The sequence below is a fragment of the Dyadobacter sp. CY312 genome (genome assembly GCF_021390535.1).
GTDB lineage: Bacteria > Bacteroidota > Bacteroidia > Cytophagales > Spirosomataceae > Dyadobacter.
Genome location: NZ_JAJUXG010000025.1, coordinates 43,491 through 69,196 on the forward strand (window position 1 = coordinate 43,491; position 25,706 = coordinate 69,196).

13 protein-coding genes are annotated in these 25,706 nt (G+C 44.8%); 8 read left to right on the forward strand and 5 right to left on the reverse strand.

Annotated features, from left to right (window positions below; all coding sequences use genetic code 11):
* Positions 1 to 65: 65 nt before the first annotated feature.
* The 5 genes from LZG71_RS27065 to LZG71_RS27085 all read right to left on the reverse strand — a co-directional run bounded on the left by LZG71_RS27065 (position 66) and on the right by LZG71_RS27085 (position 9,258).
* Entirely contained in the window at positions 66 to 731 is a 666-nt protein-coding gene (locus LZG71_RS27065; RefSeq protein WP_233825856.1) for a Crp/Fnr family transcriptional regulator, read from the reverse strand.
* Complete coding sequence (locus LZG71_RS27070) at positions 682 to 1,050, reverse strand: glyoxalase (protein ID WP_233825857.1); 369 nt, start codon at positions 1,048 to 1,050, stop codon at positions 682 to 684. The genes LZG71_RS27065 and LZG71_RS27070 overlap by 50 nt, the downstream gene beginning before the upstream one ends.
* A 910-nt stretch (positions 1,051 to 1,960) precedes the next feature.
* Positions 1,961 to 4,498 carry a membrane or secreted protein gene (locus LZG71_RS27075; protein ID WP_233825858.1) on the reverse strand — a complete coding sequence of 846 codons (2,538 nt, stop codon included), beginning with the start codon at positions 4,496 to 4,498 and terminating at the stop codon, positions 1,961 to 1,963.
* A 146-nt stretch (positions 4,499 to 4,644) separates the two neighbouring features.
* Positions 4,645 to 6,150, reverse strand: coding sequence for a RagB/SusD family nutrient uptake outer membrane protein (locus LZG71_RS27080; protein ID WP_233825859.1), 1,506 nt, complete (start codon positions 6,148 to 6,150; stop codon positions 4,645 to 4,647).
* A gap of 21 nt (positions 6,151 to 6,171) precedes the next feature.
* Positions 6,172 to 9,258 carry a SusC/RagA family TonB-linked outer membrane protein gene (locus tag LZG71_RS27085; RefSeq protein ID WP_233825860.1) on the reverse strand — a complete coding sequence of 1,029 codons (3,087 nt, stop codon included), beginning with the start codon at positions 9,256 to 9,258 and terminating at the stop codon, positions 6,172 to 6,174.
* Positions 9,259 to 9,436: 178 nt separating this feature from the next.
* On the opposite strand from LZG71_RS27085, the gene LZG71_RS27090 reads away from it, so the two are divergent.
* From LZG71_RS27090 to LZG71_RS27125, 8 genes are all read left to right on the forward strand, one after another.
* Positions 9,437 to 13,489, forward strand: a complete 4,053-nt coding sequence (locus LZG71_RS27090) for a hybrid sensor histidine kinase/response regulator transcription factor (protein WP_233825861.1) — start codon at positions 9,437 to 9,439, stop codon at positions 13,487 to 13,489.
* Between the two features lie 339 nt (positions 13,490 to 13,828).
* On the forward strand, positions 13,829 to 14,476 hold the full coding sequence (locus LZG71_RS27095) for a response regulator transcription factor (RefSeq protein ID WP_233825862.1): 648 nt from the start codon (positions 13,829 to 13,831) through the stop codon (positions 14,474 to 14,476).
* A gap of 27 nt (positions 14,477 to 14,503) precedes the next feature.
* On the forward strand, positions 14,504 to 16,270 hold the full coding sequence (locus LZG71_RS27100) for a sensor histidine kinase (RefSeq protein ID WP_233825863.1): 1,767 nt from the start codon (positions 14,504 to 14,506) through the stop codon (positions 16,268 to 16,270).
* A 299-nt stretch (positions 16,271 to 16,569) separates the two neighbouring features.
* On the forward strand, positions 16,570 to 19,632 hold the full coding sequence (locus LZG71_RS27105) for a glycosyl hydrolase (RefSeq protein WP_233825864.1): 3,063 nt from the start codon (positions 16,570 to 16,572) through the stop codon (positions 19,630 to 19,632).
* Between the two features lie 72 nt (positions 19,633 to 19,704).
* Positions 19,705 to 19,899: a hypothetical protein gene (locus LZG71_RS27110; RefSeq protein WP_233825865.1), complete on the forward strand. Its 195-nt coding sequence runs from the start codon at positions 19,705 to 19,707 to the stop codon at positions 19,897 to 19,899.
* A 213-nt stretch (positions 19,900 to 20,112) separates the two neighbouring features.
* Positions 20,113 to 21,009: a hydroxypyruvate isomerase family protein gene (locus tag LZG71_RS27115; RefSeq protein ID WP_233825866.1), complete on the forward strand. Its 897-nt coding sequence runs from the start codon at positions 20,113 to 20,115 to the stop codon at positions 21,007 to 21,009.
* Positions 21,010 to 21,085: 76 nt separating this feature from the next.
* Complete coding sequence (locus tag LZG71_RS27120; protein WP_233825867.1) at positions 21,086 to 22,207, forward strand: glycoside hydrolase family 26 protein; 1,122 nt, start codon at positions 21,086 to 21,088, stop codon at positions 22,205 to 22,207.
* Between the two features lie 307 nt (positions 22,208 to 22,514).
* Positions 22,515 to 25,700, forward strand: coding sequence for a TonB-dependent receptor (locus LZG71_RS27125; RefSeq protein ID WP_233825868.1), 3,186 nt, complete (start codon positions 22,515 to 22,517; stop codon positions 25,698 to 25,700).
* Positions 25,701 to 25,706 lie beyond the last annotated feature (6 nt).

A 25,706-nucleotide genomic window follows, 5' to 3' on the forward strand; every position in this document is an offset into this window, starting at 1 on the left:
TTGAAAACAAATATGGCTGGTCTGTGGCGCGATGCAGCTTGATGCAAATCAAGAAATTCCGGTTATTAAAAACAGCTTCTGACCCTGCTGAGTGTTTCCGGGGTTATATTCAGATACGACGCAATGATTTTTAAGGGGAACATCTGCAGAATCAACGGCCGGTTTTTAATCAGATCATTATATCTTTCTGAGGGTGACATGGAATTGTCCAGATACTGTGTTCTGGTGGTAGCTCCTTGCAGAATTTTTCCCAGCTGGAGAAATACTGGTGATTGAGCGATCAGTTCATGCAATGCCGTCACACTGAGCTCGAGCGCAGTTGTTTGTGAATTCGCTTTAATAATATTTTGAGAAGGTGTCTGGGAAATAAAACTTGAATAATTCAGACACCACTCTTTCGGGAGGTGAAGATCAGTTACTTTTTCGTCGATATCTTCATAGCGGAACTGGTACGCAGACCCCGATGAAATAAAATAAACAGCCCTGCAGATCTGCCCCTGGTCAAGCAGTATTTCATTTTTTTTCAATTGTCTTGGCACCAGATATTTTGTCAGTCGTTCAAAATCAGATTGAGAAAATCTGCCGGTTTTATCAAGGTCAGTTTTTAACATTGGCTCGCATGGGCTTACTAAATCTTTGTAAGTATATGCGATTTGTCTGAAACCTGAATGATGTTTTAACTCACTTTGTTTGAAATTCACCAATGTGCCAAAGGATTCCGGACGGATCATGTAAAAAACACTCTTTTCCCCAATCTTCAATCCGGACCCCAGATAATTTTACTCCGTCATATTTGCTGCTCAGCTGCATTGCTGATAATTCCTGGTAGTAACGCTCCACATTTTCTACTTCTAAAAAAATCATCGTATTGTCAATCCAGTCTTTTACGTAAGCACCCTGGAGATAGAATGCCAACTGGCCAAGCTTAAATACAGTAAGATCCTCAGAGAGCACATTTTCCTGAAATCCCAAATCCTGATAAAAGCGTCTGGACAGTTCAAAGTTCCTGGCTCCCAGGAAAGGCCGGATGGATTTGGCTGTATGTTTCATAATTGTAACTTTGGTTAAATTAATTTGGTAGCAAAATTAGAAGGTGGCACTCGTTTGTTAACTTGATTGAGATCAAGAACAACTGATGTTATAATCAGCAGGGTATTCTTTTTCATAAATTTTTGCTTGGTTAACGAGATAACATAGGCTTCTCCTGCTAACAAATACATTGGTATTGGAAAATTCGGTGCAAGTAACCCCTCCTGAAAAGGTTTAGGCTGAAAAACTTTTCAGCTTCCGATTTCCGGGATTTAATAAGCAGGTTATCACCGCCATCCTTGAAAAGATCTCGTTGTGAACGAAACGGGCACCTTCATTTCGAGTCCGAAGACTGGTTGATTCATACATGGGCCAATAACTCAATTTGTGAAGATCACAGAACGTAACATTACCTTATTGAAGAGAGACCTTTCCAAAGTCTTTAATACCATAGTCCGAAAACCGGATTCAAAGCTGCGGATTGGGAATGGCATTTTTTCTTATTTCTCAAAAAAGCAAGCGCCGTTCGGAAGTGTATCCAGAGGGCGTTTTTGGAAATCTATCTCATTTCTCAACCGCTTTCTAAAAGAAATTTGGTGTGAATGCTTCCGGTGTGTAGTTTAAAGTAGAAAAAAAGTCCATAAAATTTTGTCTTGAAATGGAGAATACCGAGCCGTTGACCACCTTAAATCGGGAATTAAGATCATGTCATTTCGGATTGAATTGACCAATATAAATGACTGACTGGTAGTTGTGTAACTCATGAAATAAAAGAATGGGTTGGTGGTCAATTTGCCATGGAATCCAGTGGTGAAGTCATTCGAATTCTCCAATTAAACGGCGGATTATCTTGTTATTAATCTAAACCAGATGTGGCATGCGACTTTAAAGTGCAAGGTGTATTGTCTCAATGTTTTTCTTACACGTTACATCATTCCAAATTCACACTTTGAATCGCAATACCAGCAAGCTGTTTTTTATCCTGAACTGCTTTTGGAATAATGGAAATTTGTAAGGTCTCAATGTTTCTTAAATCAAGTTTGCCAGCCATCGGTGTGGTGTCTAACGACCAGGGTAGAAATCCAGGGTAAGGGCGCGGAAGGCTGATGAAATCTACTTTTTTAAGGTCGTTGAGTAGCACAGTGTATGCATTGTTTTCTGGTTTGACATTCAGTGTCGCGCCATATACCGACCCATCCTTACCGATTAATGCAATTTGAATGGCACACGGTTTCTCATTGAGCGCCCGCCCGTGAAAGACCAGCCTTGTTTTGGATAGCACATCCGATGTGCGTCCCGCTATGTTGCTTTTAAAATTGTATCGCATTGCGTAGTCTTCCGCCTTTTCGGGTTGTATGCTCAGTTCAGAATTTCCTATTTCTGGTATTGGATTCAACCGCGAAGTTTTCAGATAAGGCCTTAGCAACTGCTCGTGATCTTTTTCTGCATTAAATAAGCTTATCGATGAGGATTTTGGCAGAATGCGTGTTTCGAACAGTTTCTGCTCACCATTATTTCGGTCCTTATTGTTTTCCAGCTCGGATGGATATAATTTTTCTACTCCGTTCTCCGTGACTAAAATGTAATATTTCAGAGCATCTCCCTTTAAGAATTCTGCCGGAATCCGGGCCGAGTAATGGTAACTGCCAGTATGTTCCAAATCCAGATCCACAGGCTTTGTACCTTGTGCAATCAGCCTGATTCGGGCAGCTTCCAGTTGTTTTAAAGAAACGATCTGTACTTTGACAGACATACTTTCGCCTGCTGAAACCACTTTATGTGGTGAATGAAGTACGTACGTTTTTTTGAGTGTCGTTGCGGGAGCTACAAATTCATTCAATGTGATATTCTTCCATTTGCTGGTCGCAGTCAGTTTACTCGAAGTGCCTTTTCTTATCAGCATATAAGCACCTGGTGTAATGTCAAATGTCTGATCCTTAATATTGAAAGTTTTGGTGTCGTTTATCGGATTGAGTGGTTTGATTTCAAAATCATCTCCCAAATCGGGTAGCCGAACCGACATGGGCCATTGACGCCAGTTGATAACGGCAAGAACTTTATCAAGGCTATTGTAGCCAAAAGGATCCTGCACCCAGATCGCATCCGGCAAAACTTCCAGTCGCCAGACACCATTCTCAAGTTTATCCAGAAAGTAGGCACCTGTACCTTCATATTTCACAACAGATGAATTTCCCGACCCACTGATGTGTTCTAATTCTCCCATGTTTGGAGGGATGCTGGTGGTATGATTGGTATAGATAAATTTTTCCTTCGTGACCATTTCAGCCAAATCCTGCCCGTAACTAACCCTGAAATTACCGAAAGATGTGTCTGCGGGGAATTTGCCAAAGTCTTTGTACAGCGGAATATTGTGAAAAACCTCCGATGCGATTTTAAGGCCTAACGCTTTCTGCGGAGTGTAAATTAGGTTCATGTAATGCGTGTCATACTCCGTATTGGCGTATGCAAAGTAGGTTGGGTCATAGGCAAAGTGCGTGGCGAGCTGCATGCCGGCTGTGCGGAAACTGCGCGCCATGGCTGGATAAATGTAAGAGCGCCCCACGTCAGCAGCATCGAATTCATAGACAATCTTGGCCATTTGTTTGAACCTCGGATTGGCTGCGAATGGAATTTTGTAGTCGTCCACGTTTGGCAGCAAATTTCCCATGATCTCATGCTTAGCCTGCAAGCCTGTGGGATACCATTGAAATGTACCACCCTGAATATCAGCGTCGAAATAACCCTGGGCGAGGTGGATACTATGGCTGATGTTATAAAAGACCGGCTTTTCACAGCCCGTCTTTCTCATCGAGCTTACCATTCCATTAATAAATGCAGTTACGTCGCTGTCTTTCCCACCATGCTGTGGTTCGTTACTGATTTCAAAGGCAATCAGGTCCGGTTCGTTTTTGTAGGCCACACCGGTGTAAGGATTGACATGATTCAGAAACTGAAACAAATAATTTTGTTGTGCTTTAATGGCGTCCGGATTTGTCAGACAAGCTGCCTTGCCATATTTTCTTGAAAATCCCGGCGTTTTTTCATCCTTTTCCGGCCAGCCATTTCCCCAGTATGCAAAGGGCGTCAGCACAAACTTAATCCCGCGGTCTTTCATTTTTTTTAATGCATAATCCAGCAGTTTCAGATGCTCATTTCCCAACAGATTCCCCAGCGTATCGCTTATTTCTGTGTCCCAAACGTGAACACGGTAGAGGTCAAAACCCAGTCGGGAGAAATGGTAAACATCATCATCTATGGCCTTTTCCGGAGATACATTCAATTGCTTCGCCACGCGGTAGGCATAAGCGAAAGGAACCGTGTAATTTACTCCAAACCCTTTTACTTCCTCTTTCGTGTTACCCCAGCGCATCACGCCGTCCTTATCGACATACACGTCGTTAGATTTTTGAGAATAAGCGCATGAGGTAGCAAAAAAAATGGGAAGTAGAAAGGTAAGGGCAATCTTCATGTCTTAAAAAGTTAAGAGATCTAGGTTTAGTCGTTTGGTGTTATCAGTAGTCAGTTATAGTCAGGTGCTGTCACTTGTAGTCGAATTTTGTCATGCGTTCTAGAAACAATATTTGACAATTCCTGACCGCAAATGACATTCGTACCTTAATACCCTGGTGTCTGTTCAATTTTTCCTTCTCCGACGTTGATCACATATTGTGGTATAGGAAAAAGCTCAGATGGGCCGCGGTTAACCTTCCCGGCAGCTTCCAGTGCAGATGCCCACTTCCCGTGGCGAACCAGGTCGATCTTGCGGATACCTTCAAAATAAAACTCAAATCCTCTTTCCATCAGGATCGCATCGTTGAATGTAGTTTTCGAAGACGTGGCCGTTGCGGATAAAGCCGCCACCCCACCGTGTTTTGTTCTCACTTCATTGACCAGCGCAATTGCTTCTGCTGTCGGACCTGATACTTGGTTGATTGCCTCAGCCAACATCAGCAGTACATCGGCATATCTCAGTACCGGCATGTCATTTCCCTGAACATCGGCACCCGGTGAAGATTCGTCAGGATATTTTCTCAAAACCGGGCCCCGCATATTGGTGCGGTTTCTTGCTTTTCCAGTGTTGTCGGTATAGGTCGCAACCAACAAATTCCTCCGTTTGTCAGCCGGATCAAAAGTGTCATAAAATGCCCAAGTAGGGCAGAAGATGCCGCTCGGATTGCCCCAACCACCCCCAAGCTTGATACTTTTAAAATCGTTGGGAAGACAATACAATGCCATAGCATTAAAATTGCCGCCGCCTTCGCCGTTGGTGGGTGCAATCGGATCACAGTTAACAGCCCAGATCGTTTCTGAATTTACCTCCGTCGATTCCCGGAATAAGCTCGCATAATCGGATACAAGGCTGTATTTGCCTAATGCAATCGTAGCTCTGGCTGCCTTTTCGGCCTCTGCCCAGTTTTTTTCGTTGAGATATAACCGCGTTAGCATACCCAGCGCCAAACCTTTGTTGAACCTGCCATATTCGGAAGGACTCAGTTCCAGATTAGCCGCAGCAAAATTAAGATCGTCTGCAACCATTGATACGTAAGTTTCTCTTGAAGGACGGGTGAGGTCACTTTCGGCATTGGTGTTGATTTTTGACGCATCAAAGATTACCGGTACTGGGCCGTACATGTGGAGTAGGTAGTACATCGTCCAGGCGCGTCCCATTCTTGCCTCGGCGATGAACTTGTTTTTTGCGGCATCGCTAATTGTTGCTTTTTCAATATCGGCAATAACTTGGGTCATCCGTGTAACATAACGCACTTTTTCAAAGTGACTTTGTTTGCCCTGAGTTCTGAGAAATGTAAAATCTCCTTTGCTGAAAAATTCCCAAAGTCCTCCCCATTCAGTAAACACATTCATCTGATCTGTTGGGAGATCAAACATCGCTAAGTGACCATATTCCGGACTAAAGAACATGTTCTGGTACGCTACGTCGCTGTATCCCCATTTGGAGCCGAAGGGTTTATAGGCCTGCAAAGCGTAAAGTTTAAAATCTGCCTCCGTTTTTGGAAAATTGGCAGGGGAGAGCACACCTGTGAGCACCGGATCAAAATTTTTCTCGCAGCTGGTAATCGAGAAGCTGGCAGCCAATATGCTGGCAATAATTATCTTTTTCATGTGATTTTGAATGTCGGAATGTTAAAAATTAGCTCTCAAACCAAGTGATAGCGTCCTGACCATCGGGTAAGGAGCAGGCCCGCCTTTGGTAGAGCTTGCCTGAATCTCCGGATCGACACCTTTAAAGCCAGTCAGAATGAATGCATTCTGTACATCTGCGAAAAACCGGACACTGCTGATGTACTTGGTCAAACCACCCGAATTGATTGTGTAGCCCAGGGTAATATTCCGGCATCTGAGAAAATCCCTTTTGACAAGTCGTGTGTCCAGTCCGGCATCCAGTGCGATCGCACCTTCATTGTAAGCAGCGCCGGGCAGAGTTCCGGTAGGATTTGATGTGCTCCAGGCGTCTTTGATTCGCTCTGTACCACTTTGGTTGCTGGATAGCAAACTTACCGGGTCGCCCCATAGCGTGGTGAAGTCATTACCCCACGCACCATATTGTCCATAGAAGAACACGCTCAAGTCAAACTTGCCGTAAGTGAAATTATTCCCAAATCCGACGATTGCTTTGGGAATCCCGGAATAGCTTTTAACATCATTGAAATCCAGTTTACCATCTCCGTTATTATCCACAAAAATTGGATTTCCCGGCTTTCTTGCAGATGCGGGCTGCCATGTCGGTACTTCCTGTCCCGCTTGCAATATACCGTTTGTCTGATACACGTAGATAATATCGCCGCCGACCGGATCATTCACATTACCATACTGAGCCGGTGGGTCGTTCGGGAAACGCTCCACCCACCGGTTTTTAAAATGCGTTACATTGAGTGTGGTATTCCAGTTGAAATTCTTGGTTTTTATGTTTTCCGTATTAATGGTGAATTCAAAACCTTTTCGCCGCTGGTGACCACCGTTAATAGGAGATGTTGAAATGATAGACAATTGCTGGGTGGTGGCGCTGCTAAGCAAACGTGTGCGGTCTTCTGTAAAAACATCGACTGAACCCGTTATGCGTTCCTTAAACAAACCGAAATCCAGACCGGCATTAAATGTCTTCGTAATAGGCCAGCGCAGGTTGGGATTGTCAAATGCGGTGAGGCGATAGGGAAAGTATACTGCCGAGCCATTGTTGAATGTAACGGCATTCGGATCAGCCCCATAAGCCCCATAAGCAACGCTACCCGGACGTTCTCCCGTCATACCATAACTGGCGCGGAGCTTCAACGTGCTGATTGTTTGGATGCCTTGCATAAATGCCTCATTATTAATCTTCCAACCAGCAGACACAGAAGGGAAATACTGGTACTTATTGTCCGGAAAGAACTTATCTGCACCATCGCGTCGCACGGTCAGCGAGAGCAGGTAGCGATCCAGAAAGTCGAAATTGCTGCGGATAAAGAATGAGCGTAGCTTGTTAACTCCTCTATAAGATCCAATCACTTTCGGCCCGGTAGCAGAGGCAAGGTTGTCGGTATTGATCGCGTCCTGCATATCAGAAGTTTCGACACTGAAACCGGAAAAATCTTCCAGATATTGACCGACTCCAGTAACAACATCCAGATTAAGCCAGTCGCCGAACGACTTTTTGTATGACATAGTTGCTTCCATCGTCTGATTCTGTCTGCGTGTTTCAGCCAGCGATGCCCGTGCCTTGTAGAGCTGTCCCCAAAATACATTTACAGGAATGTAAAAGTCACGAATCGAATATTCGCTGTTATTTCCATACAATAATTTCGCTGTCAAAACATTTGGAATGATGTCAATATCGAGCGATGTATTGGCCAACAACCCCTGTGCTTTTGTTTTATCCTTAATATCCAATAGGGAAACCGGGTTGCCGGTCTGGGCAAACTGGCTGTATGTCCCGTCCGCATTATATACGGGAACGGAGGAAGGGTAGGCCAGGGCAGCCTGTAAAGCATTAAAGCCCTGAGTACCCGAACCGCCAGCTTGCCAGCCTGCCTGAGGATTAGAGTAAGCATTCCGGTTGGCATTGACATTTACGTTCAATCTGAATATTTTGCTTAAAACAAAATTGACATTCAGCCTGCCTGAGAATCGTGTCAGATCAGACTTCTTCATCGAGCCAACCTGGTTGAAATAGTTACCGGAAAAAAAGTAAGTAGCCTTCTCTGTCCCGCCATTTACGCTTACATTGTGATTATCTACACTGCCAGGACGTAAAACCTGTCCAAGCCAGTCAGTGCCCTCACCCGCATTTCGAATTTGTTCGTCGGTAAATTTTTGCGTGTAGCCACTCAGATCCGCAGGTACTGTTCCAAATGGTGCCATGTTTCGGTCCGCCTGGTATTTATCAACATTCAATTGATTGAAATAAAGCATGTAGTCGGACGCATTCAATGGTTTCAGGTAAGGCATGTTTCTTGAAAAGGAACGGCTGCCGTCGTAGCTTACACTCATGCGCCCCGCTTTTCCTTTTTTAGTTGTAATGATCATTACGCCGTTCGCCGCCGATACACCATAAATCGCCGCACTCGCATCTTTAAGGAATTCAATAGACTCAATGTCATTCGGATTCAATCCGGCGAGTCCACCGCGATTGACCCCTTGAATTTCAACGGATCCGTTACTAGGCTCCATGGAATTTCCGGGATATACCACACCGTCAATTACCAATAGGGGATTGCCTTTCCCACGGATAGAGACAGAGATGTTACCACCTGGCTGCGAACTTTGCTGTGTAACCTGTAAACCTGCCGCGCGGCCAAATAACAGTTCGGAGATATTGTTGTTGGCAGATGTCGGAATCTTCGTGGGATCAACCTTTGAAATTGCGGTCGTTAGATTTTTCTTGGCAGTCGTTCCGTATCCGACAACCACCACTTCGTCAAGGTTCTGCTCATCTGCGAGCAATTTAACATCGATCACATTACGATTGGCAATCGCAATTTCTTGCTTGACATATCCTATAAAGGAAAAAACGAGCTTCTGCTCAGCAGCTGATCCATTGGGCAGGGATAGTGAATACTCGCCATTCTGGTCGGTTGATGTTCCGCTGGTGTTCCCCTTCAAAACCACGTTTACCCCGGGCAGCTCCCCGCCGGAATTGTCAGTCACTTTTCCTTTAATGACGGTCTGTTGCGCCAGGAGCACAGTACAGGAAGTCAATAGGAAAATCTGCAATAGCAGTAATTTTTTCTTCATCGCGTTGCTGGATTAAGTTTATAATTAACATTACAATTTCATGGTTGCAAGGTAGATTAGCCGCTCAACTTCGATTAGAAATAATCTGACTTAAAGCAATAATTTTCTGATATTTGTCTGGTATTTATTATATTTTTTGTTCAAAAAGTCGGTTTTTAGCTCAAAAAGAATGTGTCGGGTGGTTAGTATCAGCAGAAGGTGGGTGATTGTTTTTTCTTTGATGCTGATATCTCTGCATTTGCAAGCGAGGGAAAAATTCTTTGGAACACTTTCCATGAGAGATGGATTACCTACCAATCTGATCAATGCAGTTGCACAGGATCGCAACAACTTCATCTGGATTGCCACAGGCGATGGCCTGGCCCGCTACGACGGTTACCATTTCAGGTTCTTTAAAAAAGGAGGCTCACCCAACTCCCTTCCCAGTAACGGTGTGCAGACAATCTATGCAGACGGAGATGATCTTTGGGTAGGCACTGTAAACGGACTGTGTAAGATAAATACAGTTACGTTCACCATCACAAGAATATCAACAGGAGCGAATACCAACATTCGATGCATTTCGAGAGGCGCCGATGGTAGCATGTGGATCGGTACCATGACAGGGCTTGTTAAATACGACCAGAAGAACAAATTGTTTATCACTTTAACTGCACAGAACAGCAAGCTTAGCCACAACACGGTTCGGACTATTTTTCAGGACAAAAAAGGAACCCTATGGATAGGTACATACAATGGGCTTAACAAGTTGGATCGGGCAACTAAGACTTTTACTGTCTTTAATCTGAAAAGGAAAGGCAGTCCGGAGACAAAAAATAACCTGATCTGCGATATTAAACCCGTTGCAGGCAGCGATTCGTTAATCTGGGTAGGTACAGATACAGGACTTTGCAGGTTCAATACGATTACGGGTACCAACGAAAATCAAAGCGAACAGATAAAGCTCAGTAATGATGTGGTCAAAGCGATTTATACCGACAAAGATCAGAATGTATGGCTGGGAACCGATTTTGGCTTAAATATATATCATCCGGCTACTAAAACGAATGAGCGGCATTTTCACAATCCGCAGTCGTCCTACTCCATTTCCGACAATGTAATCTGGCAAATATTTGAAGATCAGGCGGGTGTGCTTTGGTTTGTGACGTCCAATGGGATCAGCAAGTTCAACCAGATGGATAATTTGTACCAATATCATCATGTAACACAGCAGGTGGGAGGGCAAACGATTGGAAATCAGGTGAAGTCTTTTCTTGTGAGCAAAAAAGGGATTTACTGGATCGGGACCTTGCATGGGGTAATTCGTTTCGATCCGAAAACAGGGATAAGTCGCAAGTTTAACATTGATTCACCACAGCATAGCCGGCTACTGATTAACAATGTTACTGTTTTACATGAAGATCGTCAAGGACGTATCTGGATCGGTACAGTAGCCGGAATTAATGTGTGGGATGATCAAATGCAGATCATGCAGACTGTTACTGCAAGCAAAAGCAATGGGCTTGCGTCTAATTACATCAATAATTTTGTTGAAACAAGGGATGGGGTTTTACTGGTTGGAACCTGGGAAGGGGGAATCTTTCAGGCTACGAATAGCTTGAAGGTTATTAAGGACATACAATTCAAACTTGTCTCAAAAGTCGAAACAGACAAATTTCTCTCTGGCGGCAAGTCAATCTGGTTGATGGAATTTGACGAGCTTTTTCAACTGGATTTGAGCACTGGAGTGAAGAAAAAAATCACCCAGTTTGGCACCGCCGCAGATCGCAAAACTGTTAACAGCTTCTTTTTGTCAAAAAAAGGCGCCATTTGGGCAGCGACAGAAAACGGATTGGTTGAATATATTCCATCTGTCAACAAAGCATCTTTTCATGCAATCCCAAACCATAGCACGGCCAGGGCTTCCATCACGGAAGACGAGCACGGCAATATCTGGATCGCTACCAATACAGCACTCGAAAAATTTATACCTGCAAGCCAGAAAGTAGAATTCTATCCGCTAAATAAAAATCTGCCTCTTAAAAGCTTTTATGCGGGCTGCGTTACCCTTTCAGCTTCCGGAGAATTGTTTTTTGGTGGAGATAATGGATACATATCATTCTCTCCCGAAAAGGCGATTGCAAACCTTTACCAGCCCAGGGTTGTTCTGACTGGTTTGCTGCTAAATAACAAGCAGGTTGAAATCGGTGAAAAAGTCGATGACCGGGTAATTTTGGATCGGGATATTTCCTTTGTGCCAGGCATCGAGCTCGATTACGGTCAGCGATCACTGGAATTGCAATTTGCAGCATTGCATTTCTGGCAACCGGAGGTTAATACGTATTCCTACAAGCTGGAAGGTGCTGACGAAAGCTGGACTACGACTTCGGGAGACAAGAATTTTGCGGTGTACTCAAATCTCTCGCCCGGAACCTACACATTCAGGGTGAGAGGTACCAATAACAACGGGATATGGAGCAATGATACCAGCACGACGCAGATCACCATTAATCCACCGTTCTTTTTGAGCAAAGGTTTTTTGGTATTGTATATGCTTCTGATCGCCGCCGGGATCTATGTTTCTTTGAAGATCTATTCAGGCAGAATTAAACTCGAAAATGAACTGAAAATAAGCAAGCTGGAAGTAGCACACGCTGAGGAAATAGAGCAGACCAAGGAGCAATTTTTTACGAATATTTCCCACGAACTGCGCACGCCAATCAGTCTGATACTCCCGCCAATTCACCAGATCATGAAAAACGGGAAACTGGATGATGATAATTTCAAACTGATTTCGCTGGCGGAAAAGAATTCGCACCGTTTACTTCGTGTGGTAAATCAGGTGTTGGATTTCAAGAAAATGCAGGAGGATAAATTGTATCTGAACACTTCGAAAGTTGAAATCATTGGCTTGTTGAAAGAGCTGTATTCGCATTTTGCAGACAAAGCAGCGAGGCATGAAGTCAAGTACAATTATACGAACAGCAGCGAGAGATTTGAAATATTTGCGGATGCAGAAAAGGTGGAGACAATGGTATTAAACCTGCTTTCAAATGCGTTTAAATTCACACCAAAAGGAGGTACTATCACGCTGGATGTCAAAATTATAAATGACGTAAATCCTGTCAACTGTGCTGTGCAAATCCGCGTTAAAGACTCTGGAGTGGGTATCTCTAATGAGGACCAAAAGCGTATTTTCGAGCGTTTTTACCAAACCGCAGAATCAAGAAAAAGGGAAATGGGCTCGGGTATCGGACTTGCTCTTACGCTTGAATATGTAAAAATGCATGGAGGCCAGATAAACCTGGAAAGCGAGCCCGGAAAAGGAAGTGTTTTTACCGTTTTGCTCCCAAAAGGCAAGGTCGAAAAAATCGGAGGTGAAGTCAATGACGCTGACTCTTATCCGATGTTCCAGGCTACATTGCCAAACCCAAAAGAGTATGGATCAGTAAGCTCTGAGTCAGCTAAGCCACTTCTGCTGATCGTAGAAGATAACCCGGATATGGTTGATTTTGTCTGCCTGACGCTCAATGAAAAATACCGTTTTGTGGTTGCGGGCGATGGGGAAGAAGGTTTGAAAATGGCTGTCAGGTACCTGCCTGATGTGATCATTTCCGACGTTATGATGCCGGTGATGGATGGTTTGACGTTTTGTAAAAGGATCAAAGCGAATCCCAAGACCAGCCGGACGGCTGTGATATTGCTGACCGCAAGAAGCCTGACCTCTCAGAAAATTGAGGGAATTAAAACGGGAGCCGATGCCTACATTACCAAGCCATTTGATATAGAACTGCTTGATGCGCAGATCGGAAATCTTTTACAAAGAAAACAGGAGTTAGATGCCTATTTTCAGCATAAGCTGATCGTCGCACCGGTGCTTGAAGATGGGAAAGAAAATGTGGACGAAAAGTTTGTTAACAGGGTGATGAGCAGCGTGGAAGCCCATATTGCCGATCCTGAATTTAATGTCGAAATGCTGGCTTCAGAGGTTGGCATGAGTTCTGCACATCTGTCGAGAAAACTTAAAACACTGACACAATTTTCAGCCAACGAAATCATCAAAAAATACCGGATCAAAAAAGCTTCGCTGCTTTTGGAAAACAATGAGGGTAATGTATCTGAGGTGATGTACGATGTCGGATTCTCTAACCTTTCCTATTTTTCAAAGTGTTTCCGGGAGGAATTTGGTGTAACTCCCAAGGAATATGGTAAGAAAGCTTCGGGGAAATTTAATGTCGCGAATATCCTCTAAATAGTTCGGTTGGCTCGTCCTTACTGACGTCAGATCAGATCCAATTTAAATGCGGTGAAATAGCGTTCTCAAAATCATTGAAAGCAAAATCTAAAAAGGGCTAAGGAGCTTTGTTCCCGCATTTGAACAGATGTTGAACTGGTATCTGGATGAGCTACCATTGACATCAAAACGAACTATTTCAAGATGAGTTCAACTAAATTTATGACTTTTAATTCGTCAATAATGGTATTAGGGTTTTCCCTAAAATTTGTGAGATGGTAACTGTTTGCGATATGTTCACGGTTGAATAATCGTACCTTCGATAGATAAATATAAATTTATACTGTATACATATACATGATACGAGTGCTCATCGCGGATGACCATAATGTCTTTGTTGAAGGCATCGAGTCACTTATTTCGGGATCACTGGATATTGAAGTGACCGAGCGATGCTACACGGTACAGTCGGTTATTGAGCAGTTAAGCCAAACTGCGATAGATGTCGTATTACTTGATATTTCGTTTCCCTACATTGAAGGCGGTCTCGGCCTTTGCGAGTATATAGGCCGTACATATCCGGAAACCAAAGTGGTAGCACTGACTATGCACGACGATGCCAGCCTCATAAAGCGGGTGGTGAAAAAAGGGGCAAAAGGCTATTTGTTGAAGAACACTACTAAAATGGAGTTGCTACAGGCCATCCAGGCGGTCCACTACGAGAAGCAATATTTCAATGAATCTATCACACAAATTCTGTTGAACGATAGCCCCAAGACCAGAAGGTCAACGGCGGGCATTGGTGTAAAACCCCATCTGAGCCCCCGCGAATCGGAAGTGCTGACCCGCATTGCACAGGGATTGACGACGCAGCAGATGGCCACTCAGTTGTTTGTGAGTGCCAAAGCAATCGAATTTCACCGAAGCAGTCTGCTTATGAAGTTTGGTGTTCCTAACACAGCCTTACTGATAAAGACGGCCATGGAAATGCAAATGATTGATTAGTTCTATTTGTTATTACAGGTGATACTCATGAAATTCTGGTCTCCTCGCTCTGGTTGGCGGATCTTTCTTTTTATTCTGGTTGTACTAAGTGGCGGGTTTCAATCTGTTAAGGCAGTAACGGATACAACCTCTGTTGATAGCATAAAGAAACAGATTAAACTATTAGTGCAGGATAAGTACTATAGTCAGGCTGCAAAGGCTTATGATTCCTTGGGTAAACTATACCACCGACAATATGGGTACAATAAATACACGATGGACTCATATTTCAGCAGCTTGAAATATTACAGTTTAACGGGCGATTCTCTGGGGTATTTTAATCAGTACCTGGTGATAGGAGACTACTATACCCAGGACTATTTCATGCATGCTTACGCCGAACAATATTTAAAAAAAGCCCAGCAATATTTCGAGCGAACCCGTAACATGCCCAAAGTCATCGAATCTCGATTGGGTTTAGAAAATATAGCTCAAAATGTAGAACCTATGCCGCCCGGTTTGAAAACGCACTTGCGTGAAACCGTGCGGCTTAGCGTGCAGTATAAACAGCCCTATTCTCAGGCGTATGCGCTTAGTCTGTTGGCCAATACATACTCCCGCGCCAAGCAGCCCGATTCTGCATACTATTTTGCCAGCCGAAGTCTGATCATATCAAAGCGATTACAAGTGAACTGGTTAATTGCCTTAAATCACTTTTACCTGGGCCTGGTCGAGCAGTTCAGACATAATAGTATGGCGGCCATAGAAGCCTACCAGAAAAGCTACGACTTATCGAAGGCTGAAAATAGTTTGGGTATGATGCAGGAATTGTCGCGGCACACGGCAGATAGCTATTCCCGTATGGGCGACTACAAAAGGGCATACGAATGGTCATTGAGAAGGCTTGATTATACAGTCCAGTTTTACGCATCCGAACAAACAAAAAGTATTCGTTTACAGGAACTGGATAGTCAGATTGAAACACTGGCAGTTGAAAAACAACTGGTCGAAGAACAAAGACATAATCAGAATGTATTAAATTCTGTACTGTTTGTTGGACTTGTAATAAGCATTATAGGCGTTTTTACACTGGTGTATCTAAGACGTCAGCAAAAATTGATCGATCATCAGCACACGGTCATAGCCCAGCAACAGATTCGACAATTGGAACTTAAATCGCTACGTGCCATGATCGAAGGCCAGGAAGGCGAAAGGAGCCGGATTGCGCGTGATCTACACGATGGCTTGGGTATCCAACTGTCTCGAATTAAACTATTCATTGAAGCGCATCAGGAAGAATTGCCTTCATCTATCAAAAGGCCTCTGAACCAGTTTCTGGATGAAGCCTGCACCGAAACCCGGCTGATCTCTAATGACCTGCGGCCATACGCACTGTCAACTTTCGGGCTGGTTACAGCACTGGAAGACCTGGTGCAAAAACTAAATCTGGTTAATAAAACAAAGCTGATTTTAGATCATTATGGCCAAATGCCACCTTTGGGCGATGAAGCTGCGGCTATGATCTACCGGGTGGTGCAAGAATTGCTTAATAACGCGCTGAAACACGCGCACGCCCAGGTGGTGACGGTCCAACTTATGGTAAATGAAGAAGCAATCTTAATTAGTGTGGATGACGATGGCCTGGGAGCTGATTTCGATAATCTGCTTTCAAAAGGAAATGGAATCGCTAACATTAATTCCCGCATTGCCTATCTCGGCGGGCATGTCATGTGGCAAAGCGAAGTGGGAAAAGGAACCGCAGTTATGATTTCATTGCCCATGCAAAAGTTACAAAAAATAGAAGCGCTCGCATAACAGAGGTTGAGCGATTTAAACTTACGCCAACATTCTGCCTACCGAAGTCAACCCCGAATCCTTCCTATGAAGTCTGGGTCTAAAGGGGAACCAGCATCTGTTAAAAACCATCTTTTTTAGAAAGCCGAAATTAAATGCTGCTTCCTTGCCTAGGGTTTTCCCTAAGTTTTAAAAAAGTAGGGTTTTCCTTAATGCATCTTCATGTCGATCCGTCCTATTTTTGCTAAGTAAAATTCTATTTGGCCTATTCCTAATCTTTGCCTCACAAGTGTATGCGAATACTCGTACTAAATAATTTTATGTCGACATTTCGAGCGTTGACAGCGACAATCGCTACTTGTCTTGTTGCTTTGCTGGGCAGTAATTCCTCACTATTTGGCGCTGATACAATTAAACTGGAGGCCGAAGCAACCCAGGGTGTAACCCTTAATGGCGTGCAGATTGTGAATGACCAACCTGGATATTCAGGTTCGGGCTATGCCTGGGGTTTCGATGATGACAGCAACGGGGGCAATAATATGGTTTTTACATTCTCAGCTCCGGCAGGAAGTTATCAGCTTACCATTGGATACTACTCACCCTACGGTGATAAAAAGACCTTACTGACGGTGAACGGTACCGCCAGCGAATATGATCTGAAATTGACAGACGGTAACTTTGGATCTTCTGTAATTGGTTCGTTTGAATTACTGAACGGGCAGAACACCATCACGATTAATAAGAATTGGGGCTACTACGGCATTGACTTCATTTTGCTCACGCCCGCATCGGTCAAGCCACCCACAGTTGTTGCGCTGGTCAATGGACGGGCCGAAGTAGAAGCGGGCGATTTGACGGGGGTGGATGTGTCAAACGCCAATGCAGGGTTTTCGGGAACGGGCTATGTAACAGGTTTCGATAATGCGACAGATCAGGTGAGTATTACGGTCAATGCCAGCGCAGGGCTGTACGACTTGTCTATCGGCTATGCGTCACCCAATGACGACAAAGGGGTTGACTTTCAAGTCAATGATGAAAAAGGAAGCAGTACCTTGAAGCAAACGTTCGGAGGGTTTACGAGTTCAGGTGCCGGGAAATTTCTGTTGACTGCCGGACTAAACACCATCACCATTTACAGAGGTTGGGGATACTTCGATATCGACTACATTCAACTGACACCAACGACAGCCTCGTTACCAGGTAAACCTTCAAAAGTGCTTGTCGATGCGCAGGCTACGTTATCAACGAAGGGGTTGTTTTCGTATCTGGTTGACCAATACGGCAGTAAAGTACTTTCAGGCCAACAGGATGACGTCGAATATGTCCTGGAAAAAACGGGCAAAGAACCAGCTATTGGTTCGTTCGACCTGATGGACTATTCGCCCAGCAGGGTTGAGTTCGGCACTTCGCCCATGCGTAGTAGCGAAGCCATTATCGACTGGGCCAGGAAAGGTGAAGGCCGTGGGATTATCAGTCTGCTGTGGCACTGGAACGCCCCCACCGATCTGATCAATCAGGCACCTGATCAACTCTGGTGGCGGGGATTTTATACCGAGGCTACCACCTTCGATCTGGCGGCTGCCCTGGCCGATAAAAACAGCACCCGTTACAAGCTATTGCTCAGTGACATTGACGCCATCGCCTTTCAGCTCAAAAAATTTCAGACGGCTGACGTACCGGTGCTCTGGCGCCCTCTGCATGAAGCCCCGGGCGGCTGGTTTTGGTGGGGAGCGAAAGGGGCGGGCCCGTTCAAGGAACTCTGGCAATTGATGTACAATCGACTGACCAATTACCACCAGCTGCATAATCTGATCTGGGTATATACAGGCACGGATACGATCAATCCCGACTGGTACCCTGGCGATCAATACGTGGATATTGTTGGCGAAGATATTTATGCAGATCCAACAGCCAATCTGAGTGGGAACTGGGCGAATGCTCAAACCCTTTTCAACGGCAAAAAGCTGGTAGCACTAACGGAAACGGGTAATTTACCAGACCCCGACAAAATTCGTGGATTTGCTACGTGGTGGTCGTGGTTTGCGGTATGGACAGGATCGGATTATATCAAAAAACAGCCGATTGATCAGTTACAAGCAGTGTATGCGGATAACGATGTGATCACGCGGGATGAGCTTCCAAACTGGCGGCCACCCGTTACGCTAAAAGTACAGTACCAGGATGCCGACAAAGGCAGTGCCAGCAACTCAGCGATCCGGCCAAATTTAATGCTGATTAATGAGGGATCAACGCCGGTTCCATATAGTGAACTTACGATTCGGTATTGGTTTACGGCTGAAAATTACGCAGGTATCAATTCCTACATTGACTACGCGCAACTCGGTGGCAATAAAATCAAAACCAAATACGTGTCGCTGCCTAATCCGCGTAATGGCGCTACCGGGTATCTCGAATACAGTTTTGATCCATCGGCGGGCAATCTGGCGGTTGGTAATTCAGGCGTAATCCAATCTCGGTTTGTCAACAGCGATTATTCAAACCTGAGCGAGCAAGACGACTATTCCTATCAGGCAGCAACGAATTTCACTCTCAACAATCACATCACATTATACCGTACAGGTTCGGATGGTGTAGCGCAATTGATCTGGGGTATTGAACCTGATGTGGTCCCGTCGTTTGTGAAGCTGAAAGCATTGACTCAAAACCGGAATAATGCGGTAAGTAACAGCTCGATCAACACATTCATGAGCATCGTTAATGAGGGTAATGTGCCCGTTTCTTATGGGGATCTATCAATACTCTATTGGTTTACGGCAGAAGGAACGCAGAATCTGAATTTTTTCACGGACTACGCCAAGCTTGGCAACGCCAACGTAACCGGTCAGTTCGTGAGGGCTGGGGAGCGAAGCAAAAGCGATACCTATTTGCAACTTCATGTCAAGCCAACAGCGGGTATGCTATACCCGGCAAGCAATACCGGAAATATTAAGTATAGAATTGCCAAGTCCGACTGGTCCAAATTTAGCGAGAGCAATGACTACTCATTCAAGCCAGCGGCAGCAATGGATACGAATAGTCAGGTAACAATCTATTACAAAGGTCAACTGGTATTCGGGACCGAGCCGGCGGTGCTTAACAGCACCCGTTTGGCAGCTGATGAAAAAACGACTGCTTTACAGGTTTCTGTGCTGGGAAATCCAGTGGTTGGGGAAAATGCCCAGGTGGACATTCGGGGTGCCGCGGGAGCTGCGGTGTGGATGTCGCTCACTACGGTAAATGGTATAACTGTACTTGAAAAAAAGATAGATCAAGCCGTTGAAATAGAGCGTCAGATTCTGCCTTTGGGCAAAAGCACCGGCATCTATCTACTACGTGTCCGTACGCTAAATGAGTCTTCAACTGTAAAAATTATCAAACCTTAACCAGTTACCCCGACGCATCGCTCGGAGGTAAAGAACCTTATCCCTTCGTATCAATAAATTCTAAATATAAATATGAAAGAAATTGTATTTGACAGAATCAATCAGTACAAAACGCTGACGTTAGGTTCACTCTTTCTGGTCGTGCTAACAGTCTGCACAGCCGTTGCCCAGCAATGGCAGGTTACGGGTAAGGTTACTGAGAGCCAGGGGGCTAGTGGTGTGCCAGGCACCAACATTAAAGGTACCACTACTGGTACGGTTTCCTGATTCTGAAATTCCCCAGCGGATTGAGGCGGGAATATAAAATGTCAAAGGTGAATCGATGGAAACAAATGTTTGATTCCATGATGCCCTCATGCTTGGAAGATGCTTTGACAACTGAGCAGGTCACGGATATGGTAGAGTATCTGAGCAGTTTAAAGAAAATGTAATGTGACATCAAATGTCGGCGCATATAAGATTTATAAAACATATTAAGAAATGGAGATTAGTGAAAAGAGACGTTCAGTTTTAAAAACTATGGCCGGGGGAGCCGGCTTGCTAGGGCTGCCCATGACAATGACTGACGTCTGGGGTGCTACTGAAAAAGTACTCGGGTCGGTTTTGAATGGGCAAATCAAGCATTCCGTATGCAGGTGGTGTTATGATAAAGTTCCTTTCGAAACCTTCGCTGCGGAAGTGAAAAAATTAGGAATCACTTCTATTGAGCTCTGTGGTCCGGCAGAATGGCCCGTTTTGAAAAAAATGGGGTTAACATGCGCGCTGCCTTGGGGAGAAGGATTGACCAGAAGTCTGGACCGAGGATTTTGCGACCCGGCTAATCATGATGAGCTTATTAAGGGTTTTGAAGACATTATACCTAGAGTGCGAGAGGCTGGTTATGATCAGATTATTTGTTTTTCAGGAAACCGCCGTGGAATGAGCGATCTTGATGGGATGAGAAACTGTGCGGTTGGTTTAAGGAAACTCATGCCGCTCGCTGAAAAACACAATGTGACAATGGTGATGGAACTGCTCAACAGCAAGGTTAACCACAGAGATTACATGTGCGACCGCACTTTATGGGGAGCAGGCTTATGCGATATGGTAGGATCAGAAAAATTTAAATTGCTTTACGATATCTACCATATGCAGATCATGGAAGGAGACGTGATTGCGACCATCAAAAAATACAGCAAGTACATTTCGCATTATCACACTGGCGGCGTGCCGGGAAGAAATGAAATAGACGAAACTCAGGAGTTGTATTATCCTGCTATAATGAAGGCAATTGTGGCAACTGGATACAAAGGATTCGTCGGACAGGAATTTGTTCCCAGCCGCAAAGATGATATAGCATCTTTAAAACAAGCGATTAGCATTTGTGATGTGGTCTAGCATAAATCACATTACCATGTTTTACCTGCTTTCTTTCTGACTCTACTACTAATTCTAAATGTATCTCAAGTTTGTAATGAATAGAATATTAATCGCATTAGCCGTTTTCTTTTTTGTGTCAAGCCTCGTGGTCCGGGCTCAGAAACTGATAGATCCGAAAGCGACAAAACAGACCGCCACACTTTACAAGAATATGCATGAGCTAGCCAAAAAACATACACTTTTTGGTCATCAGGACGCTACCGATTACGGACACGGTTGGCGTGATGAACCTGGACGCTCGGACGTGAAGTCGGTTGTTAGCTCGCATCCGGCCGTGATCGGTGTCGACATTGCACCATTGACCGGCAGGTCAATGGAATCTATACAAAAAAGTGAAGTGCGTTTAAGAAAATTGGTAACAGATACCTATGCTCGTGGTGGTATTACAACCATCTCCTGGCATTTTTCTAATCCGGTATCGGGTGGTGATTTTTACTGGAAGGATTCTGTGTCATTACCAGCTGTTAAATACATTATTCCGGGAGGTAAAAACCATGATGATTACAAGCTTATTCTGCAAGGTCTTGCAGGCTGGTTCAAAACTCTGAAAGGTGCAAACGGGGAGCACATACCACTTATTTTCAGACCTTACCATGAATTCGACGGAGATTGGTTTTGGTGGGGCAGGGCACATTGCACGCCGGATGAATTCAAATCACTGTGGCAATTTACTGCTGGTTACCTGCGGGATAGTCTGGATGTCCATAACCTGATTTACGCATTTTCTCCTGACAATAGATTCAACACTGTCGCAGAATTCACAGAGCGGTATCCGGGCAACGACTGGGTTGACCTGGTTGGAACGGATAACTATGGAGATATGGGGCGCGATGGCAAGTACAATCTGGAACAAGCGATAAAAAAACTCAAAATCGTAAATGACTTTGCACTGGAAAACAAAAAGCTGGCCGCGATGACCGAAACAGGCCTGGAATCCATCGTTAATCCGGTTTGGTATACCGAAGTACTGCTTAAAGTGTTACGAACGAATAAGTTGAACCTCGCTTATGTGCTCGTTTGGCGCAATGACACCCAAAGCCCTACACATTACTATGCACCTTTTCCTGGACATGCTGCCGTACCGGATTTTAAGAAGTTTTATGATGATCAATACACATTGTTTGAAAGCGATCTTAAAAATATATATGGCAAATAGCGCCGCGTATCCGAAACAACTTAACCAAAATGCATATGGATTATAGCTAAAACAAATCACGCTGGTTAACCAAATAAACCACTTCGGATTGGCCTCCGAAGTGGTCACATCCTCACTGAGATCCTTGGCCAGATTCAGTGCAGGACTATCAGGTAAATACAGCCAGGAATTTCCAGAAAACCTATCGTGAAATATTCAACCCAATTATTGTAAAAGTATGAAACATGCTTTACTAAGTCAACGTGGCTGTGGCTGGGCTTCAGCCCGGCTGGTGCCGCCTCTTTATTTTAAAATCACAAAGCTAACCATGACTACAGCCTGTCTTATTTTCGTGGCTGTGATGCAGGTAAATGCCGGCGGACATAACAACATTATCACAAGACAGACTTCCTACAAAACGGCTCCAAACCGGTTGCCAGTTATTGATGTGACAGGAAAAGTGGTTGACGACAAAGGAGAACCGCTTCCGGGCGTCAGCATTGTGATCAAAGGATACTCGCAAGGAACAACTACGAGTTCTGACGGTAAGTACTCGCTGGCGGTTCCAGGGAACAGTTCGGTGCTGATCTTCTCATTTGTAGGATATTTATCCAAAGAAGTAGCCGTTGGAACACAAAGCATTATCAACGTAACGCTCGCAGTAGATGACAAGGCGCTGGAAGAGGTCGTCGTTGTTGGTTACGGTGAAATGAAACGCGCCGATCTGACCACCGCGCAAACATCGGTTTCTGCCAAGGACATTGAGAAAACAGTAAACACGACCATCGAGCAGGCTATTCAGGGCCGGGCGGCGGGTGTATATGTCACGCAAAATTCAGGACAACCCGGCGGCGGGATTTCGGTCAATATCCGTGGTGTCAACTCGATCAGCGGGAGCAATGAGCCACTGTATGTAGTTGATGGCGTACAAATTCCCGGGCAGTCAGCCTCCTATGGCTCACAGAGTTCTTCGAATCCGCTGGCAGGTTTAAATCCAGCCGACATTGAATCCATTGAGGTATTGCAGGGGCCTTCTGCAACAGCTATTTACGGGTCCCGTGCGACTAACGGTGTGTTAATTGTAACAACAAAAAGAGGAAAGGCGGGCGATACCAAGATTGCCTATGGCTATCAATATAGCCTGCAAACACCACCATCAGCGATGAAGGTGATGAATATGCCGCAGTATGCGCAAATGGTGGGTGAATATCATGCCATTGCAGGTGGAGATACGCCGGGAGAATTTCTGGATCCATCGCTTTTGGGACCAGGTACCGATTGGCAAAAGGAGCTTTTCAAAAGCGCACCAATGAACAAGCATCAGCTAAGCCTGAGCGGAGGGAATGAGAAAACGACCTACTACCTGTCGGGTGAATACCTCAAACAAGATGGTGTTGCACTGGGTTCGGGTTTTGATAGATACGGATTCAGGCTGAATTTGGATAACAAACCAAGAAAATGGGCCACAATTGGAGCGAACCTAAGTTTTAACCAAACCAATGATAACCTTACAACAAGTCAGGAAAACGTGATTGCCAGTGCGTTGCAGCTAACGCCTCAAATTCCGGTGAGAAATCTGGACGGATCGTGGGGCGGGGGAGATGAGAACAATGGTGCCAACCAATTCGCACCTGTAAACCCGATTGCGATCGCAAATCTGACCACAAATAAATTGGTCAGACGGCAGTTTTTGGGAGGCTTAAATCTGGGAATAGAGATTATCAAAGGTCTTAATTTCAGATCTTCGTTTAATACCAACCTTGGGTTTTCGAACTCGACCTATTACATACCGACTTACGCCATTGGCTGGGCACGAAATGTAGCTGCTTCCCTTAACAATGTGACAGGGACAAATACATATTATAACTGGAATCAGCTTCTGGAATACAACACGCAACTGGGTAAGCACAGTATCAACGCTATGGTTACCCATGAAGCACAGGCTTCTACCTACAAAAATGTGGGTGCCACCCGGACCGGATTTTTGACCAATGACATACTGGATGTCGCTGCCGGAGACGCGCTTACTTCCAGTAATTCGGGTGGATCCGGCGAATGGGCGATGGAGTCGTATCTGGGAAGAGTGAATTACAATTATGCTGACCGATACATTGTGATGGCAACGGTAAGGCGTGACGGTTCTGCCAATTTTGGTAAGGAAAATAAGTGGGGCGTTTTTCCGTCCGTTTCCGCGGCATGGCGGGTTTCGCAGGAGTCATTCTTTAACATACCGTTTATCAATGATCTGAAACTGCGTTTTGAAACCGGCGTAACCGGGAACCAGGGAGGCGGTGGAATATATTCACCCATGGGAACCGGGGCAACGCCCACCTCTACCGGTTTTTTACCTACCAAGTACAGCAACCAGGGTTTGAAATGGGAAGAGACAAAGACCAATAACTTCGGTATTAATGTGGCATTGCTCGACAACAGGATTCAGTTTGAGTTTGATTATTATATTAAGGATACCGATAACCTGCTGATGGAGAAGCCGCTTCCCTGGTATATGGGAACCAATGGAACTGGCGCGGTAAGCTCTCCTACGGTTAACATAGGCGCTTTGCAGAATAAAGGTTTTGGCTTTACGATCAACACGGTCAACATCAACCGGGGTGGTTTTAAATGGGAAAGCAATCTGAATATTTCCAGTTTTAAGACCAGGATCAAATCTTTCTATTCCGAAAGTGCATTCGTAGACCGTACCTCATGGTGGATGCAGGACTGGACGCAACGTGCACAGGTCGGTCAGGCGCCATGGCTGTTCCGGGGTTATGTGGAAGAAGGTTTGTTCCAAAATGTTGCTGAAATTGATGCTAGTGCTGTACCGGTGGATAACAATGGACAAAGGTTGCCAACGGATATTGACAACATCTGGGTTGGAGACGTGAAATTTAAAGACATCAATGGTGATGGCAAGATCAACGAAATGGACCTGACCAACATTGGTAATCCATGGCCGAAACTGTTTGCCGGTTTCACAAATACATTTTCCTACAAGGGTTTCGATCTCAGCTTGCTTTTCACAAGTACTTACGGAAACGACATTTACAACTACCTGGCCAAGCTCAATACCAATGCAAGTAACATTAACCTGAGCCGCAACCTGCTGGTTGGCGCCATGGACTATGCCAAGCCCGTCACCAATGAGAGCGGCGAAGTAGTGCTGGCAAATCCAGGAACGGACGTAGCCCGAATTTCGAACGGACCGAATGGGAATTTCAACAGGCACACCGACAAATGGGTTGAGGATGGCTCATTTATCAGACTAAAAAATGTTTCGCTGACCTATAATGTGCCTGCCTCATTGATGTCGAAACAGAAAGTGGTACGCGGTGCAAGGGTGTCGGTTGGGGCACAAAATGTGCTCACTTTTACGAAATACACAGGCTTTGATCCGGAAGTAGGTGCTTATGTGTCAAGGGATTCCAGTCCTGGTAATCAGGCGATAGGGCTTGACTACGGCCGCTATCCGCTCACTCCAATTTACACTTTTAGCCTGGGCTTGGACTTCTAAAAATGA

Excerpts from the sequence above, each read along its gene's own strand:
- LZG71_RS27065 (WP_233825856.1), bottom strand. The coding sequence starts at position 731 with ATGATCCGTCCGGAATCCTTTGGCACATTGGTGAATTTCAAACAAAGT.
- LZG71_RS27070 (WP_233825857.1), bottom strand. The coding sequence starts at position 1,050 with ATGAAACATACAGCCAAATCCATCCGGCCTTTCCTGGGAGCCAGGAAC.
- LZG71_RS27075 (WP_233825858.1), bottom strand. The coding sequence starts at position 4,498 with ATGAAGATTGCCCTTACCTTTCTACTTCCCATTTTTTTTGCTACCTCA.
- LZG71_RS27080 (WP_233825859.1), bottom strand. The coding sequence starts at position 6,150 with ATGAAAAAGATAATTATTGCCAGCATATTGGCTGCCAGCTTCTCGATT.
- LZG71_RS27085 (WP_233825860.1), bottom strand. The coding sequence starts at position 9,258 with ATGAAGAAAAAATTACTGCTATTGCAGATTTTCCTATTGACTTCCTGT.
- LZG71_RS27095 (WP_233825862.1), top strand. The coding sequence starts at position 13,829 with ATGATACGAGTGCTCATCGCGGATGACCATAATGTCTTTGTTGAAGGC.
- LZG71_RS27100 (WP_233825863.1), top strand. The coding sequence starts at position 14,504 with ATGAAATTCTGGTCTCCTCGCTCTGGTTGGCGGATCTTTCTTTTTATT.
- LZG71_RS27105 (WP_233825864.1), top strand. The coding sequence starts at position 16,570 with ATGTCGACATTTCGAGCGTTGACAGCGACAATCGCTACTTGTCTTGTT.
- LZG71_RS27110 (WP_233825865.1), top strand. The coding sequence starts at position 19,705 with ATGAAAGAAATTGTATTTGACAGAATCAATCAGTACAAAACGCTGACG.
- LZG71_RS27115 (WP_233825866.1), top strand. The coding sequence starts at position 20,113 with ATGGAGATTAGTGAAAAGAGACGTTCAGTTTTAAAAACTATGGCCGGG.
- LZG71_RS27120 (WP_233825867.1), top strand. The coding sequence starts at position 21,086 with ATGAATAGAATATTAATCGCATTAGCCGTTTTCTTTTTTGTGTCAAGC.
- LZG71_RS27125 (WP_233825868.1), top strand. The coding sequence starts at position 22,515 with ATGACTACAGCCTGTCTTATTTTCGTGGCTGTGATGCAGGTAAATGCC.